The sequence below is a fragment of the Mesorhizobium sp. L48C026A00 genome (assembly GCF_000502375.1).
In the GTDB taxonomy this organism is placed as follows: Bacteria; Pseudomonadota; Alphaproteobacteria; order Rhizobiales; family Rhizobiaceae; genus Mesorhizobium; species Mesorhizobium muleiense.
In genome coordinates, this window is record NZ_AYWU01000015.1 from 1 (window position 1) to 14332 (window position 14332).

At 62.6% G+C, this 14332-nt stretch carries 18 protein-coding genes and 2 pseudogenes; 11 read left to right on the forward strand and 9 right to left on the reverse strand.

The genetic code is table 11. From position 1 onward, the window contains the following. Nucleotides 1–418: pseudogene (locus tag X738_RS88415) on the forward strand (TCP-1/cpn60 chaperonin family protein); the annotation flags it as partial. Nucleotides 419–440: 22 nt separating this feature from the next. After that, nucleotides 441–1657: pseudogene (locus X738_RS87215) on the forward strand (TCP-1/cpn60 chaperonin family protein); the annotation flags it as partial. Between the two features lie 408 nt (nt 1658–2065). Here the strand turns inward: X738_RS87215 and X738_RS64310 are convergent. Beyond that, entirely contained in the window at nt 2066–2677 is a 612-nt protein-coding gene (locus X738_RS64310; RefSeq protein ID WP_023800598.1) for a TetR/AcrR family transcriptional regulator, read from the reverse strand. A 116-nt stretch (nt 2678–2793) separates the two neighbouring features. Here X738_RS64310 and X738_RS64315 point away from each other — a divergent pair, with 116 nt between their 5' ends. Beyond that, nucleotides 2794–3243, forward strand: a complete 450-nt coding sequence (locus tag X738_RS64315) for an OsmC family protein (protein ID WP_023800599.1) — start codon at nt 2794–2796, stop codon at nt 3241–3243. Between the two features lie 17 nt (nt 3244–3260). Further along, on the forward strand, nt 3261–3647 hold the full coding sequence (locus tag X738_RS64320) for a nuclear transport factor 2 family protein (protein WP_023800600.1): 387 nt from the start codon (nt 3261–3263) through the stop codon (nt 3645–3647). 11 nt (nt 3648–3658) lie between these two features. Here X738_RS64320 and X738_RS64325 read toward each other — a convergent pair whose 3' ends face one another. After that, nucleotides 3659–4270, reverse strand: coding sequence for a LysE family translocator (locus X738_RS64325; RefSeq protein ID WP_023800601.1), 612 nt, complete (start codon nt 4268–4270; stop codon nt 3659–3661). A 483-nt stretch (nt 4271–4753) separates the two neighbouring features. On the opposite strand from X738_RS64325, the gene X738_RS64330 reads away from it, so the two are divergent. Next, entirely contained in the window at nt 4754–6058 is a 1305-nt protein-coding gene (locus X738_RS64330; RefSeq protein ID WP_023800602.1) for a metal-dependent hydrolase family protein, read from the forward strand. Between the two features lie 140 nt (nt 6059–6198). Here X738_RS64330 and X738_RS64335 read toward each other — a convergent pair whose 3' ends face one another. The 5 genes from X738_RS64335 to X738_RS64350 all read right to left on the reverse strand — a co-directional run bounded on the left by X738_RS64335 (nt 6199) and on the right by X738_RS64350 (nt 7947). Then, complete coding sequence (locus X738_RS64335) at nt 6199–6564, reverse strand: YkgJ family cysteine cluster protein (protein ID WP_023800603.1); 366 nt, start codon at nt 6562–6564, stop codon at nt 6199–6201. A 23-nt stretch (nt 6565–6587) separates the two neighbouring features. After that, nucleotides 6588–6755, reverse strand: coding sequence for a hypothetical protein (locus X738_RS86155; protein ID WP_023800604.1), 168 nt, complete (start codon nt 6753–6755; stop codon nt 6588–6590). Nucleotide 6756: 1 nt separating this feature from the next. Continuing rightward, nucleotides 6757–7164, reverse strand: a complete 408-nt coding sequence (locus X738_RS64340) for a hypothetical protein (protein WP_023800605.1) — start codon at nt 7162–7164, stop codon at nt 6757–6759. After that, a complete protein-coding gene (locus X738_RS64345) occupies nt 7164–7391 on the reverse strand; it encodes a hypothetical protein (protein WP_023800606.1) in 228 nt (75 codons plus the stop codon). Before X738_RS64345 ends, X738_RS64340 begins: the two co-directional genes overlap by 1 nt. Before the next feature lie 346 nt (nt 7392–7737). After that, entirely contained in the window at nt 7738–7947 is a 210-nt protein-coding gene (locus X738_RS64350; protein WP_010915421.1) for a cold-shock protein, read from the reverse strand. A gap of 43 nt (nt 7948–7990) precedes the next feature. On the opposite strand from X738_RS64350, the gene X738_RS64355 reads away from it, so the two are divergent. Both X738_RS64355 and X738_RS81995 read left to right on the forward strand, forming a co-directional pair. Then, nucleotides 7991–8245 carry a hypothetical protein gene (locus X738_RS64355; protein WP_023800607.1) on the forward strand — a complete coding sequence of 85 codons (255 nt, stop codon included), beginning with the start codon at nt 7991–7993 and terminating at the stop codon, nt 8243–8245. A 271-nt stretch (nt 8246–8516) separates the two neighbouring features. Continuing rightward, the gene (locus tag X738_RS81995; RefSeq protein WP_023800608.1) at nt 8517–8690 is read left to right on the forward strand and encodes a CsbD family protein; all 174 of its coding nucleotides are present in this window, start codon (nt 8517–8519) and stop codon (nt 8688–8690) included. 69 nt (nt 8691–8759) lie between these two features. Here X738_RS81995 and X738_RS64360 read toward each other — a convergent pair whose 3' ends face one another. Next, nucleotides 8760–9890: a metallophosphoesterase gene (locus X738_RS64360; protein ID WP_023800609.1), complete on the reverse strand. Its 1131-nt coding sequence runs from the start codon at nt 9888–9890 to the stop codon at nt 8760–8762. 119 nt (nt 9891–10009) lie between these two features. On the opposite strand from X738_RS64360, the gene X738_RS64365 reads away from it, so the two are divergent. Beyond that, complete coding sequence (locus X738_RS64365; protein WP_023800610.1) at nt 10010–10597, forward strand: hypothetical protein; 588 nt, start codon at nt 10010–10012, stop codon at nt 10595–10597. Nucleotides 10598–10634: 37 nt separating this feature from the next. On the opposite strand, the gene X738_RS64370 is transcribed toward X738_RS64365, so the two are convergent. After that, nucleotides 10635–11300, reverse strand: coding sequence for a TetR/AcrR family transcriptional regulator (locus X738_RS64370; protein WP_023800611.1), 666 nt, complete (start codon nt 11298–11300; stop codon nt 10635–10637). 95 nt (nt 11301–11395) lie between these two features. Here X738_RS64370 and X738_RS64375 point away from each other — a divergent pair, with 95 nt between their 5' ends. The 3 genes from X738_RS64375 to X738_RS64385 all read left to right on the forward strand — a co-directional run bounded on the left by X738_RS64375 (nt 11396) and on the right by X738_RS64385 (nt 14239). After that, nucleotides 11396–12178, forward strand: a complete 783-nt coding sequence (locus X738_RS64375) for an NIPSNAP family protein (RefSeq protein WP_023800612.1) — start codon at nt 11396–11398, stop codon at nt 12176–12178. A gap of 107 nt (nt 12179–12285) precedes the next feature. Beyond that, nucleotides 12286–13683 carry a class II fumarate hydratase gene (fumC, locus tag X738_RS64380; protein WP_023800613.1) on the forward strand — a complete coding sequence of 466 codons (1398 nt, stop codon included), beginning with the start codon at nt 12286–12288 and terminating at the stop codon, nt 13681–13683. A 121-nt stretch (nt 13684–13804) separates the two neighbouring features. Next, on the forward strand, nt 13805–14239 hold the full coding sequence (locus X738_RS64385) for a DoxX family protein (protein ID WP_023800614.1): 435 nt from the start codon (nt 13805–13807) through the stop codon (nt 14237–14239). The last annotated feature ends 93 nt before the right edge of the window (nt 14240–14332 follow it).

The following is a 14332-nucleotide window of genomic DNA, read 5'->3' on the forward strand; positions in this document are numbered from 1 at the left end:
CAAGGCGGTTGCCGCCGGCATGAACCCGATGGACCTGAAGCGCGGCATCGATCTCGCGGTTAGCGACGTCGTCGCGACGCTGATCAAGAACGCCAAGAAGATCAAGACCTCGGAAGAGGTTGCCCAGGTCGGCACCATCGCCGGCAATGGCGATGCTTCGGTCGGCTCGATGATCGCCGAAGCCATGCAGAAGGTCGGCAATGAGGGCGTCATCACGGTCGAGGAAGCCAAGACCGCCGAGACCGAACTCGAAGTCGTCGAAGGCATGCAGTTCGACCGCGGCTATCTCTCGCCCTACTTCGTCACCAACGCCGACAAGATGGTTGCGGATCTGGAAGACGCCTACATCCTTCTCCACGAGAAGAAGCTCTCCAACCTGCAGGCCATGCTGCCGATCCTCGAGGCTGTCGTGCAGACCTCGAAGCCGCTGGTCATCATNGTTCGACCGCGGCTATCTCTCGCCCTACTTCGTCACCAACGCCGACAAGATGGTTGCGGATCTGGAAGACGCTTATATCCTTCTCCACGAGAAGAAGCTCTCCAACCTGCAGGCCATGCTGCCGATCCTCGAGGCTGTCGTGCAGACCTCGAAGCCGCTGGTCATCATTTCGGAAGACGTCGAAGGCGAGGCCCTGGCCACGCTGGTCGTCAACAAGCTGCGTGGCGGCCTGAAGATCGCCGCAGTCAAGGCGCCGGGCTTCGGTGATCGCCGCAAGGCCATGCTGGAAGACATCGCCATCCTCACCGGTGGCCAGGTCATTTCCGAAGACCTCGGCATCAAGCTCGANAATGTCGGCCTCAACATGCTCGGCCGCGCCAAGAAGGTGTCGATCTCCAAGGAGAACACCACCATCGTCGACGGCGCCGGCAAGAAGGCCGAGATCCAGGGCCGCGTCGCCCAGATCAAGCAGCAGATCGAGGAGACCACCTCGGACTACGACAAGGAGAAGCTGCAGGAACGTCTCGCCAAGCTGGCGGGCGGCGTTGCCGTCATCCGCGTCGGCGGTGCGACCGAGATCGAAGTCAAGGAAAAGAAGGACCGCGTCAATGACGCCNCGTCTCGCCAAGCTGGCGGGCGGCGTTGCCGTCATCCGCGTCGGCGGTGCGACCGAGATCGAAGTCAAGGAAAAGAAGGACCGCGTCGACGACGCCCTCAACGCGACCCGCGCGGCCGTCGAAGAAGGCATCGTTCCCGGCGGCGGCGTCGCACTGCTGCGCGCTTCGCTGAGCATCAAGGCTGTCGGCGCCAACTCCGACCAGACCGCTGGCATCGCCATCGTGCGTCGCGCGCTGCAGGCTCCGGCCCGCCAGATCGCGGCCAACGCCGGTGCGGAAGCATCGATCGTTGCCGGCAAGATCCTCGNTGCGTCGCGCGCTGCAGGCTCCGGCCCGCCAGATCGCGGCCAACGCCGGTGCGGAAGCATCGATCGTTGCCGGCAAGATCCTCGAGAACAAGGGCCCGACCTTCGGCTTCAATGCCCAGACCGGCGAATATGGCGACATGATCGCCATGGGTATCGTCGATCCGGTCAAGGTCGTGCGCACGGCTCTCCAGGACGCGGCCTCGGTCGCCGGCCTGCTGGTCACCACCGAAGCCATGATCGCGGAGGCTCCGAAGAAGGAGTCGGCTGGCGGCGGCATGCCCGGCGGGATGGGCGNCGATCCGGTCAAGGGTGTGCGCACGGCTCTCCAGGACGCGGCCTCGGTCGCCGGCCTGCTGGTCACCACCGAAGCCATGATCGCGGAGGCTCCGAAGAAGGAGTCGGCTGGCGGCGGCATGCCAGGCGGCATGGGCGGCGGCGGCATGGGCGGCATGGGCGGCATGGACTTCTAAGAAGTCCATAAGCACGCCCCATGAATCTAAGTTGCTCAAGCCCGCAAGCGGGCTTGAGTGGCGGCATGGACTTCTAAGAAGTCCATAAGCACGCCCATGAATCTAAGTTGCTCAAGCCCGCAAGCGGGCTTGAGTGGCGGCATGGATTTCTAATCCAACATTGCCTCGCATTCACGGAAAGGGCGCCGAAAGGCGCCCTTTTTGTTTGCTTTATTTAGTGGGCTGCCCGGCTCAGACGGCGGCCTCAATGCGCCGTGTCAGCTCCCCTTTGGCAGGCAAGGCACCTTCAATCAGCGCAGCAACTTCATCTGCCACCGCCAGCACCGGGGCGCGGTCGCGGCTGGCGCGCGCGATCACCATCAGCCCTTCCAGCGACGATTCGACAAGCAGCGCCAGGGCGCGGGCGCGGCGCTCAGGCACCCCTGCCCTGACGAAGGCCGCCTGCAGCAGGCCTACCCATTGCTCAAAAGCCGACCGGCACAGTTCGGCCAACTCCGGCACGTCGGCCGGCGAATCCAGCACCACGGGTGCGATCGGACAGCCAAGCGTGAACTGGTTGTCCTCCAGCATGCGTGCGACCGACTGGTAGATGTGGTGGACAGCCACCGCCGGATCCATTTCGGCGGTCAGCTCTTCGGCAAGCCATCGAGACACCTTGTCCACGCTGTCGCGCGTCACCTCGATGACCAATTGGTCCTTGCCGCCCGGAAAATGAAAGTAGAGCGATCCTCTCGGCGCACCGGAGGCGCTCAAGATGTCGTTGAGCGAGGTGCCGTGATAGCCGCGCTGCCTCAGCAGCAGCGCCGTCGCCTCGATCATGCGGATGCGGGTCTCGTTCGCCATGTCAACCTCTGTCAGGAGTGAGCTTTATAGGCTTGCGCCGAATATGACAATCGGTCTATATAGTATGTAGATCAGTCTATATATTCCGGCGTTTCATCGAAGAGGAGAACGACAAAATGACCATCCGTGAAGCAGAGGCCCAATGGCAGGGTTCGTTGAAAGAAGGCTCGGGCCGTCTGCGGCTCGGCAGCGGCGTCTTCGAAGGCGCCTATTCCTTCCCGTCGCGCTTCGAAAACGGTCCCGGCACCAATCCCGAGGAATTGATTGCGGCGGCACATGCCGGCTGCTTTTCAATGGCGTTGAGCGCCATACTGGGCAACGGCGGCCATGTCCCCGTAGGGATTCACACCGTCGCCAAGGTGCATCTCGGCACGAGCACGGCCGGACCGACGCTCACCCGCATTGACCTCGAAACGGAAGCCGAAATCCCGGGCCTGGCGCCCGAGGAATTCCAGCGCCTTGCCCAATCGGCGAAAGCAACATGCCTCGTCTCCCGGGCTTTGGCGGGCGTGGCGGATATCAGGCTCAAGGCCGACCTCGTCACGGCCGCCGCTGCGGAAAAATGAAATCAGGAGGTACCGAGATGAAACGGGATAGCATCATTGTCGTCCATCCCGACGACCAATCCAGACAGACGGCCGATATCATCCGGCGCTTCAACGACGTGTTCCAGCTTCATGATCCGTCGGCGCTCGCCGAGCTGGTGGCCGAGGACTGCGTCATCGAAAACACCGTGCCGGCGCCGGATGGCGCCCGCCATGCCGGCCGTGAGGCATGCGTGCGGCTGTGGTCGGCGATCGCCAGCGAACCCGGCACCCGCTTCGACGTTGAAGAAACGTTCGTCGCCGGTGAGCGGGCGACAATCCGCTGGCGCTACTGGCCCGCCGAAGGCAACTCCATCCGTGGCGTCAATCTGATGCGCGTTGCGGGCGGGCTGATCGTCGAAGCGATGGGATATGTAAAGGGATAGCACCGGCGGCTCTACCGCTCGGTCAGCGCCAGTTTTGCGCCGAGCGCGACGAAGGCGCCGGCGAAGGTGCGGCGCATCCAGGTGAGCACCATCGGCCGCCACACGACATGGCTGCGGATCGAGGCGGCGAAGATGCCGTAGCCGACAAAGACGATGAAGGTCAAAAGCATGAAGACGGAGCTGAGCTCCAGCATCCTCGACAGCGCATGCGGTTCGGTGGTGCTGACGAACTGCGGCAGGAAGGCGAAGAAGAAAATCGACAGCTTCGGGTTGAGGATGTTGATGAGGATGCCTGAGGTGATCACCTTGCCGGTCGTGCGCGGCGCGACATCCTGCCCGACGTTCAAGCTGCCGCTCTCCTTCAGCGTGTTCCACGCCATGTAGAGCAGATAGGCGACGCCCATATATTTCAGCGTCTCGAAGGCGAGCGCGCTGGTGTGCAGCAGCGCCGCCAGACCGGTGATGGCGGCCGCCATGTGCGGAATGATGCCGAGCGTGCAACCAACAGCCGCGATGATGCTGGCGCGCGCGCCACGCGAAAGTCCGGCGCTCAGCGTATAGAGAACGCCGGTGCCGGGCGAAGCCACGACGATCAGCGACGTCAACAAGAATTCGATGCTCACGATGCGTCCTCCGGTGACCTGCCGCCGGCAAGGTAGCCAGCGAAACGCGCGGGCACAAGCCAGCCCGAAGACCGTTAGTGCCTCATTTCGAATTTCGGGTCACGACCCAAGGCGGTATCCCTCGGCGGGATCTTAAAACCAACTCCCGTGGGCGACGTTTCGTAAGCTCGTTTCCTGAGGCAACCCTTGCACTGCTGGCCCTGCCATCATCGCATTGGCCTGACTTTGGACACCACCTTCGCTGCGAACGAGGCCGGTCCGGTGCCAGTCCGGAACACTTCTTGACCCGATGCCGTGTAAGCTACAAACTTGTCCTTGCGCCGTGGCCACCTCTCCTGAAGCGGGATAATCGTCATGTGTCACCAATCCGTTGGATCGCAGGAGCTGACGAAAGGCAAGGTTGTGGCGCATGCCCTGCCCTGCGCCGCTGTGTTGTTCTTTGTTGCGCGCCCGGTTTTCACGATGCTTCGCTCTGGCAGACAAATGCTTGCGGCGGCTCTCCTGCTTGGACTTTGCGCCAGCGCGCGCGCCGATGACGTGCTTTTCGAAAACGTTCGCATCTTCGACGGGAAGGGCGCCGCACTTTCGGCTCCGTCGAGTGTGCTGGTGCAGGGCAAGCTGATTGCGCGGATTTCGACAAGTCCCATCGCGGCCGAGGGCGCGCAGCGCATCGCCGGCAACGGGCGAACGCTGATGCCGGGGCTGATCGATGCGCATTGGCACGCAATGCTGATTGCATCCACCCCGGCAGAGGCGATGGGCGACATCGGCTTCGCCAATCTTGCGGCCGGCGACGAGGCGACGGATACACTGATGCGCGGCTTCACCACCGTTCGCGATGTGGGCGGGCCGGCGTTCGGCCTCAAGCGCGCGATAGATCAAGGCATTATCGCGGGACCGCGCATCTATCCGTCCGGAGCCATGATCACCGTGACCAGCGGGCATGGGGATTTCCGCCAGCTCAGCGACTTGCCCCGGACGATCGGCGGCTTGTTCACCCCCATGGAGAGGAACGGCGGCAGCATAGTCGTGGACAGTCCCGACGAGGTGCGTTTGCGTGCCCGCGAGCAATTCATGCAGGGGGCCGCGCTGCTGAAGCTGACAGCGGGCGGTGGAGTGTCGTCGCCCCACAGCCCGCTCGACGTCACCACCTTCACCGAGCCCGAACTGCGGGCCGCCGTTGAAATTGCCGAGAATTGGGGCACCTACGTCGCCGCGCACGCCTTCACCTCGGATGCGATCCGGAAGGCTGTCGCGGCCGGCGTCAAGTGCATCGAACACGGCTTCCTCATGGACGAGGCAACCGCCAAGCTGATCGCCGAAAAGGACGTTTGGCTGAGCTTGCAGCCGCTTCCCGAATTGATGAGGACAGGCCTCCGAGAGGGTTCGGTCGAGCGAGCCAAGGCCGATGAGGTGTGGCCGGGCATCGGCAGGACCTACGAACTCGCGAAGAAATACAAGATCAAGACGGCATGGGGCACCGATGTCCTGTTCTCCCGCGCGCTGGCGAAGCAGCAGGGAGCAATCCTGGCGTCGCTTGTGCGTTGGTACACGCCTGCCGAAGCACTCGTCATGGCGACCGGGACCAATGCCGAGCTGCTCGCGCTGTCGGGCCTTCGCAATCCCTATCCGGGAAAGCTCGGCGTTATCGAAGAGGGCGCGCTCGCCGACCTCCTGCTCGTCGAAGGCAATCCGCTGGAGAACCTCGACCTGGTGGCCGATCCTGCCAACAATTTCAAAATCATCATGAAGGACGGCCTGATCTACAAAAACACGCTGACTCAGTGAGGAACGACTGAGCCGCCCGTCTCTACTCGACGCATCCGATGGCCTGGCCGCAGAGCGCTGGAATTCCACAGCCCAGCGACAGGAATGGCGGCTTCCCACCCGAGGTGGAAATTCAAACTGAGACCTATCGAGGCCCGTTATCAGGGCGCCGGCAGACCATGTGCCTTGCGCGCCATCAAGCAGTCGTCGCCACCGGGCATGCAGGCGCGGCAGACGTCCGGCCGGACCTCGTAGATGCCGCAAATGGTCGACTTGCCGACCTCGCCGGAAAGTGCCGAGCAGCGCACGCCGTCACAGCGCATGCCGGCTTCGTCGGCAGCCACATATTTCTGCGGGATCCGGTCGAGCTGCGCGTCATCTTCGGTCGAGAAGCGCGGCCATTCGGATGAATAGGAACAGCAGGCGCCACAGCTCTGGCAGTCGAAGAGAGGGGCGGCGCGCTCCTCCAGTGATGAAAAGTCTCCGCCGCTCGCCAGGGCGAGCAGCCCTGACGCAACAGAATTCATACCGGCGTTGCTTGGCAAGGGCGCTATTTTTTCTTCCTGGTCTTGCGCGACGCCACGTTCGCCGGCGACTTGAACAGGTCGGTCGCTGCCTCGGCGGCGACATCGGCTTTCGGCGCGGCGGCCGGCTTGGCCAACTTTGCGATGGCAGTGGATGCTGCCGGCTGATCCTTGGCGGAAAATTTTATGGCCATATCAATCCTCGTCGGAGAAACGCGATGATGGCGCATTCGGGTTGCGAAGCCGGCCGATCAGCGCCGAGACCGCCGTGATGTTCATTTCCTCGGGCGACCAGTTCCTGGCCTCCTCGATGTGCCGGGGTGCCAGTTCGCGATGCGTGCTGCCGCTATAGGCGGCATCCTGATGGGTGACGCGCTCACGGGTCTTGGCATTTTCGCGGACATACTCGATCAGATAGTTCGGGCATTCGGAGCGGCCACGCACGCCGAGCCTGACCTGGGCATCGCCATGGGCGCGCCTGCAGCGCTCGAGCTTTTCGAGAACGCGCCGGACATACTCGACCGGCTTGTCGAGGGCTCCCACGACATCGGCGATGGTCGAATCGGCGGCGATCGCCTCTTGCGGGACGCGCTTGGTGCCCATCAGCGTTTGCCCACGCGCTTCGGCGCGGCCGCGAGCGCGGCGGCTGCAGCCAGTTCGTCGGCTTCTTTCTCCAGGCGCAGTTCGCGCAGCCGCGCGGTCTTGGCTTCCCGGGCCTGGCTGACAGCATCCTGCTCGGAAATAATGCGGTTGAGCGACATGGACTGGGTCTGGGTCTTGCTGAAGATGGATTCGGCCTGGTCGCGGGATTTCTTCGAAGTGGCGGTCAAGGTCTTTCTCCCGGTTCGGAGCGTAATGCCGAAAATGGCGAGACTGGTCTTTCGACCAGGACCACGCACAAAGCAATACGGCAGTCGGATTCAAATTGCTGGAGCATCCTTAGCACGTTCAAGCGAACGCGCGGTGCTCTTTTCGAACTTTTGCGGCGCCCGAAACGCAAAAGGCCAGGCATTGCCTGACTCCGCCGGAGCGCCGCGCGTCCGGTTGAACGCGCGTGCACTTGCTCATTCTACGCATGATCCTTTCCGGAAACTGATGTTTCCGGGGTCATGCGCTGGAATTTGCCGTTCACCGGTGCCAGTACATCCGTGGTCACCGGCGAGGCTGAATTCGGTTTTAGGCCGCCTTCAACTGATCGGCGGACATCTTGCCCGACTTGTTGTCGCGGACCATCTCGTAGCCGAGCTTCTGGCCCTCGACGATGTCGCGCATTCCGGCGCGCTCTACGGCCGAGATGTGGACAAAAACGTCGGCCGAGCCGTCGTCAGGCTGAATAAAACCGAAACCCTTGGTGGCATTGAACCATTTAACTGTGCCTGTGCTCATAACGAACCCTTTCCGTGGCAAATATTCGTTCGCCGTCATGCGAATGCACAACAGCGTTTGTCTCGATTTTGATGGGGGAAGTTCGTCAAAGGCGCGCCTGGACACGCGGATAACAAAAGTCGGTCAAACAAATATCGACGAATTGCTTTTAGACTTCTTTTGGCGCCGTGTCAATTTTTTGCTTTCGCCGTCTGCTTTCGTCGTCGGCGGGCCGATGGCGGCACGCTGGCTGCGCAGGCAATTCGACGGCGGATCTGACGCCGAAAACCGGGCCCAGCGCGAGCTGTCAGAAATGTAAAAAATCGCGCCATGCCGGGAACCATCTTGGCATCCGTGCATTTTAAGTATCGCCAGCAGTTCATGAGAGCAATCTCAGGAAAGGCTGACACAAAGGACGCCTCCCGTGCAATAAAACGCGCGAGGGGCGTTCTTTTATGCCGAGTAGCAATCGCCGTGGCGGTCAGGGCCAAAGGCCGTGGCCAGTTGATTGACCGACGAGGCAGGGCTCCGGAACCGAAAACCCAGCCACCCGTTTCCCAAACAGCAGATTGATTCCGGGAGATGCGGCCATGGTGAACAAGAGTCAGATTGCGGGCCTAGCCAAGCAGCTCAAGGGCGCGGTGAAGAAAGCCGCCGGCAAGGCGACCGGCAACAGGCAAGCTGAAGGCGTGGCCGACAAGATGGCCGGCAAAATGCAGAAGGCCTATGGCGACATCAAGGACAAGTTCAGGAAGGTGATCTGACCCCTGCGCTGCTGTTTCGATAGCGATGAGGAAAGCGGTTTAGCGGTCCGCTGTCTGCTTCAGTTGCCGTTAGAAATTCAGGCTCTTTGAGAAAGCGTTGGTGAAGGCGACCTCGCCATGGTCGCCGACGGCTTCGCCAAGCACCACGTCCATGCTGTCGCCGCTCACCCGCGCCAGCGCGAAGCCGCCCATATAAGCGGCCTTCGGCTTGAACAGGTCGAGCCCATCGCCGCGATAGATCATCGCTGTCTCGTGCTGGTGGCCATGAAAGATGCCGATGACGTTGTAGCCCTTCAGCGCCGCCAGCAGCGCCTGCCGGTCCGCCTCGCTCCACCAGTGCGGCGCACCAGCGCCTTCATCGTCGAAGGTTCCTTTGGCGGCATCCCACCGTTCGATCGAGAAAACATCCCAACCATAGTGCTGGAACAGGATGACGGGGCGGCCGTCCGCTGCATAGGTCGCCAGATCCTGCTTCAGCCATGGCAGGCCGGAGACCGCGCCGTGGCCGGTGTCGCCGGCGAAACGGTGCGTCTGGACGAGATGCAGGCCGCCCCAGTCCCACGAGTAGCAGTCGGTGTCGACATCGTAACTGGTCGCCGGCACCGGCGGCTTGAAGAACACGCCGGCACGATGGTTGACCTCGACATAGTCGCGCATTTCGCGGCGGTACCAGTCGACGTGGTTTGGCGGGCCGTTCTGGTCGAGATCGTGGTTGCCGAGGCCGACATAGACCGGCACATGCACGCGATCGGGGCCGATGCCCTGCTGGTAACGCTGGCTGAACTGGAGCAGCTGCGTGCCCTCGCTGGGCTGGATGACCTGGCCGCCGCCGTCATCGGTCATGTCGCCGCCGACGACGAGGCCGAGCGGCGTGCCGATGCGGCTGCCGGCCGAGCGCAGGCCGGTGGCGATGCCGTTGATTTCGGCCGGCCAGTGCTTCTCGCCAATGCCGTTCAACGCGGCGACGCTGCCCAGCAAGGCGGCATCGGTCTTGCCTTCCTGCTGGCAATTGGGGCTCAGCCCGTTGGCCATGCGGCAGGCATGGACATCGGCGACGAACAGGAAGGTGGCGTCGACAGGCGCAATGCGCTGTCCGGTCTGTCCGAGCGCCGGTCGCGCAAGGACGCCGGCCGCGGCCAGCCCTGCTCCCTGCGTCAGGAAGCGGCGCCGGGAGAGTGATCCTGCCGAGATGCGATTCATGGCGTGAAATTCAGCACAGCCGGCGCCTCTTCGTCCAGTTGCCGCGAACGGTATGTCGACACGCTGCCGCAGGTCTGGCATTGCTTCAGGTCAGGACTCAACTTGCGCGGGCAAACGCTATGAAGACTATATCCATCGCAACGGCACTTACCATCCTGGCGAGCGCCGCTCATGGTGCCGAGTGCATCGACGCCAAAGCCGCCAAGGCCGGCTTCATTCTCGAAAGGCCCGGCATCCACAGCGAGTTTCGACCGGCGGCGGGTGGAATGGTGTCGGTCGCCAACGAATACCAATCCCAATCGCCGCAGACGCAGTTTCTGTTCGGCGGTCTGATCGAGGTGTTTCGCGACAGCGAGACCGGTCAGCTTGCGATGATCCCGTTTTCGGATCTCAGAAAGCTGTTTCCGCTCAAGGCCGGGGCGAAAAGCACGACCGTGTTCGTCCGCCTCGCTGCAAACAAACAGCCCAAGGGCACCGAGACGCTCGAGATCAACGTAAAAGGCAAGGAGACGTTCAGCCTGGGCGACTGCAAATACCACGTGCTGGCGGTCAGGCAGACGATCAAGAACGAGGCCGGCAAGACCCAGGATGAATTCACCGCGCTCTATGCGCCCGATCTGCAGGCCGTTCTGGCCAGGCGCTATGACGAGGGCACCAACGCCGAAAGCGTGGTCGGCTACGAGGTCATCAAACCGCTGCCGAATTAAGTCCCGGCAGGGCAGAGAGCCGACTGGCGCTCCGGCATCAAAAGGCTTTGTACTGCCGCAGCACCCTGCGACGTCGCTTCGCTCTTGCTGAGGAAACTCCCTGCTCCAGCGCGTTCAGGCAATCGCGCAGCACAGCAGAATCCTGCGTCGTCTTGGCCATCGACATGGCGCCGGAATAGGTGGCGACCGCGAATGCCGCGAAGCGCCGCGGATCGGTGTCCTGCTCCCTGCCCGCTTGCTGGTCGGCCCTGACCTTGTCGGCGATCGCCTGGCGCCACGCCGAAAAAATTCCGGCAAGGGCGGTGCGGAAATCCGGATCGGCAAGCGACAATTCATGCGCCAGGTTGTTGAGCGGGCAGCCGCGCACGAAACCCTGTTGCTCCAGTTCCGCGGCCACTGCCTCGAACACGCTGCGCACGCCCTCGCGCGTCGAGCCTGCCGCCTGCACCGGCGCGATCCATGTTGCTTCGACGGCCGCGGCGACCCGCTCCTCGATCACCGCCAGCGCCAGCGCCTTCTTGGTCGGGAAGTGATGATGCAGCGCGCCGCCGGTGACGCCTGCCGCGGCCATCAGGTCGCCGAGGCTGGAGGCATGGTAGCCGCGCGCCTGAAACGAGGCTTCGGCGACATCGAGCACGCGTTTGCGCAGGCCTTCCGGGTCGTTGGTGCGTTTGCCGGGCTGCGCCTTTGGGCGAGCGGTCATCTCTGCTAACATTTTTCAACGATAGCAGATTGACAAAACAGGACAACCGATCTGTTTATAAAACAGGATGAACGCCCTGTTTTGGAGATTGCGCGATGAGCCTGCCCCTGAATGCCCGGTCCAAATCCGGCCTCAACGCCTCGCCGGTCGTCGAGCTCAGGCAATACACGCTGAAACCTGGCCGGCGCGACACGCTGATCGGCATCTTCGACGGTCACCTCATCGAGAGTCAGGAAGCGGCTGACATGACCATCATCGGTCAGTTTCGCGATCTCGACCGGCCTGACATGTTCATCTGGCTGCGCGGCTTCGAGGGTATGGAAGCGCGGAAGAATGCACTGACCGCGTTCTATGAGGGGCCCGTCTGGGCCGCCTGGCGCGACGCCGCCAACGCCACGATGATCTCCTCCGACGACGTGCTGTTGCTGAAACCGGCATGGCCCGGCGCCGGCTTCGATCTGTCGGGATCGCAACGAGCAGCCTTGGATGGTTACGAAAAACCAAGCGGAGACAATCGCTTGTGGGATATTGTTGTCATCAAGATTCATCATCTGCGGCACGGCGCCGAAGCCGACTTCGCCAGCCGCTTCAAAACCGACGCCATTGCCGTGTTGGCGGCACTTGGCGCGCGGCCACTTGCTGCGTTTGTCTCCGAACATGCCGAAAACTGCTTTCCCCGCCTGCCGGTACGATCAGGCGAAAATGTCTTCATCAGCGTCGCCGCCTTCGACAGCGCGGACGCCCATGCCCGCCACGAGGCAGTCCTTGCCAGTTCCCCGGAGTGGCAGGCATTCGAGCGGGATGCCCAGTCATGTCTGGCTAGATCGACCGAGACCTTGCGCCTATCTCCAACCTCACAGTCGCTGCTTGGGCGGTGAGAGGCGCTCCTTCAACCGATTTGCATCCTTGTCGCCCGCAATCTCCGCTTGAAGCCATTTGTGCAACGCGATACGCCGGTGCCGGGTTCGACAGACCGGAGAGACATGTGAGCGCGCCAGAGACCAGAACCGAAACCGACACGTTCGGTCCCATCGAGGTCGCCGCCGATCATTACTGGGGCGCGCAGGCGCAGCGTTCGCTGGGCAATTTCAAAATTGGCTGGGAAAAGCAGCCGGCGTCGATCGTTCGCGCGCTCGGCATCGTCAAGCGGGCGGCGGCCGAAACCAATATGGAGCTGAAGCGGCTTGACCCGGCCATCGGCAAGGCGATCATCGAAGCCTCTCAGGAAGTCATCGACGGCAAGCTGAACGATCATTTCCCGCTGGTCGTCTGGCAGACCGGCTCGGGCACGCAATCCAACATGAACGCCAACGAGGTGATCTCCAACCGGGCGATCGAACTGCTGGGCGGTGTCATGGGGTCGAAGAAACCGGTGCATCCCAACGACCACGTCAATATGAGCCAGTCGTCGAACGATACCTATCCGACGGCCATGCACATCGCCTGTGCCGAGCGCATCGTGCACGATTTGTTGCCGGCGCTCGGGCATTTGCACGCCGCGCTGAAGGCCAAGACCAAAGCATTCGCCCACATCGTCAAGATCGGCCGCACCCACACGCAGGACGCGACGCCCCTCACCCTTGGCCAGGAATTCTCAGGCTATGCCGCGCAGGTCGCCTCCTCGATCAAACGCATCGAGATGACGCTGCCCGGCCTGCAGGAATTGGCGCAAGGCGGCACGGCCGTCGGCACCGGCCTCAACGCGCCGGTCGGCTTTGCCGAGAGAGTGGCGGATCGCATCGCCGCGATCACCGGCATCGCCTTCATCACCGCGCCAAACAAGTTCGAGGCGCTGGCGGCGCATGATTCCATGGTGTTCTCGCATGGCGCCATCAACGCCTGCGCCGGCGCCCTGTTCAAGATTGCCAACGACATTCGTCTGCTCGGCTCCGGCCCGCGCTCCGGCCTTGGTGAACTGTCGCTGCCGGAAAACGAGCCGGGTTCGTCGATCATGCCGGGCAAGGTCAATCCCACCCAGTGCGAGGCGATGACCCAGGTCTGCATCCAGGTGTTCGGCAACAATGCGGCCGTGACCTTCGCCGGCAGCCAGGGCCATTTCGAACTCAACGTCTACAACCCGCTGATGGCCTACAATTTCCTGCAGTCGGTGCAACTGCTCGCCGACGCCTCCATCTCGTTCACCGACAATTGCGTCGTCGGCATCGAGGCGCGGGAAGACAATATCAAGGCCGCCCTCGACCGTTCGCTGATGCTGGTGACAGCACTGGCGCCGACCATCGGCTACGACAACGCCGCCAAGATCGCCAAGACCGCTCACAAGAACGGCACAACCTTGCGTGAGGAAGCGCTTGCCACCGGGCTGGTTAGCGAAGCCGACTACGACCGCCTGGTTCGGCCGGAGGAGATGACGCATCCGGGATGATCTTGCGCTGATCGCAAAAACTTTACTGCGGTGAACAATCTGTAACCAAATCTGCATCTTTGGTGAACAGTCGCCCTGCTCTATGTGGGTGGGCACCACAACCCCTCCCGGAGAGCCCATCATGTCCACCAACACGTCCGTTGCCGGTTCCGGCACCGTTTCCAACGCCGCTTCCAACGCCTCAGGCACCATCCTGCTCGGCCGCATCCTGCTTTCGGTCATCTTCGTGCTTTCCGGTTTCGGCAAGCTCACTGCGATCGCCGGCACCGCCGGTTACTTCGGCAGCATGGGTCTGCCGATGCCGACCGTGACGGCGATTGTGGTCGGTCTGCTCGAGCTGCTCGGCGGCCTCGCCATCCTCATCGGCTTTCAGACCCGGATCACCGCCTGGGTGCTGGCAATCTTCACCGTCGCCACGGGATTGGTCGCCCACACCGGCTGGGCCGATCAGATGCAGATGATCAGCTTCATGAAGAACCTGGCGATTGCCGGCGGCTTCCTCGTGCTGGCTTCCTCGGGCGCCGGCGCCTATTCGGTCGACGCCAAGCGCGGCTGAAGCGGTCCAGGAATCACTTGCAACAAGGGGCGCGGAATTTTCCGCGTCCCTTTTTCGTTGTCGGTTTATGCCCGTCGATCAGCCGGCCGGACT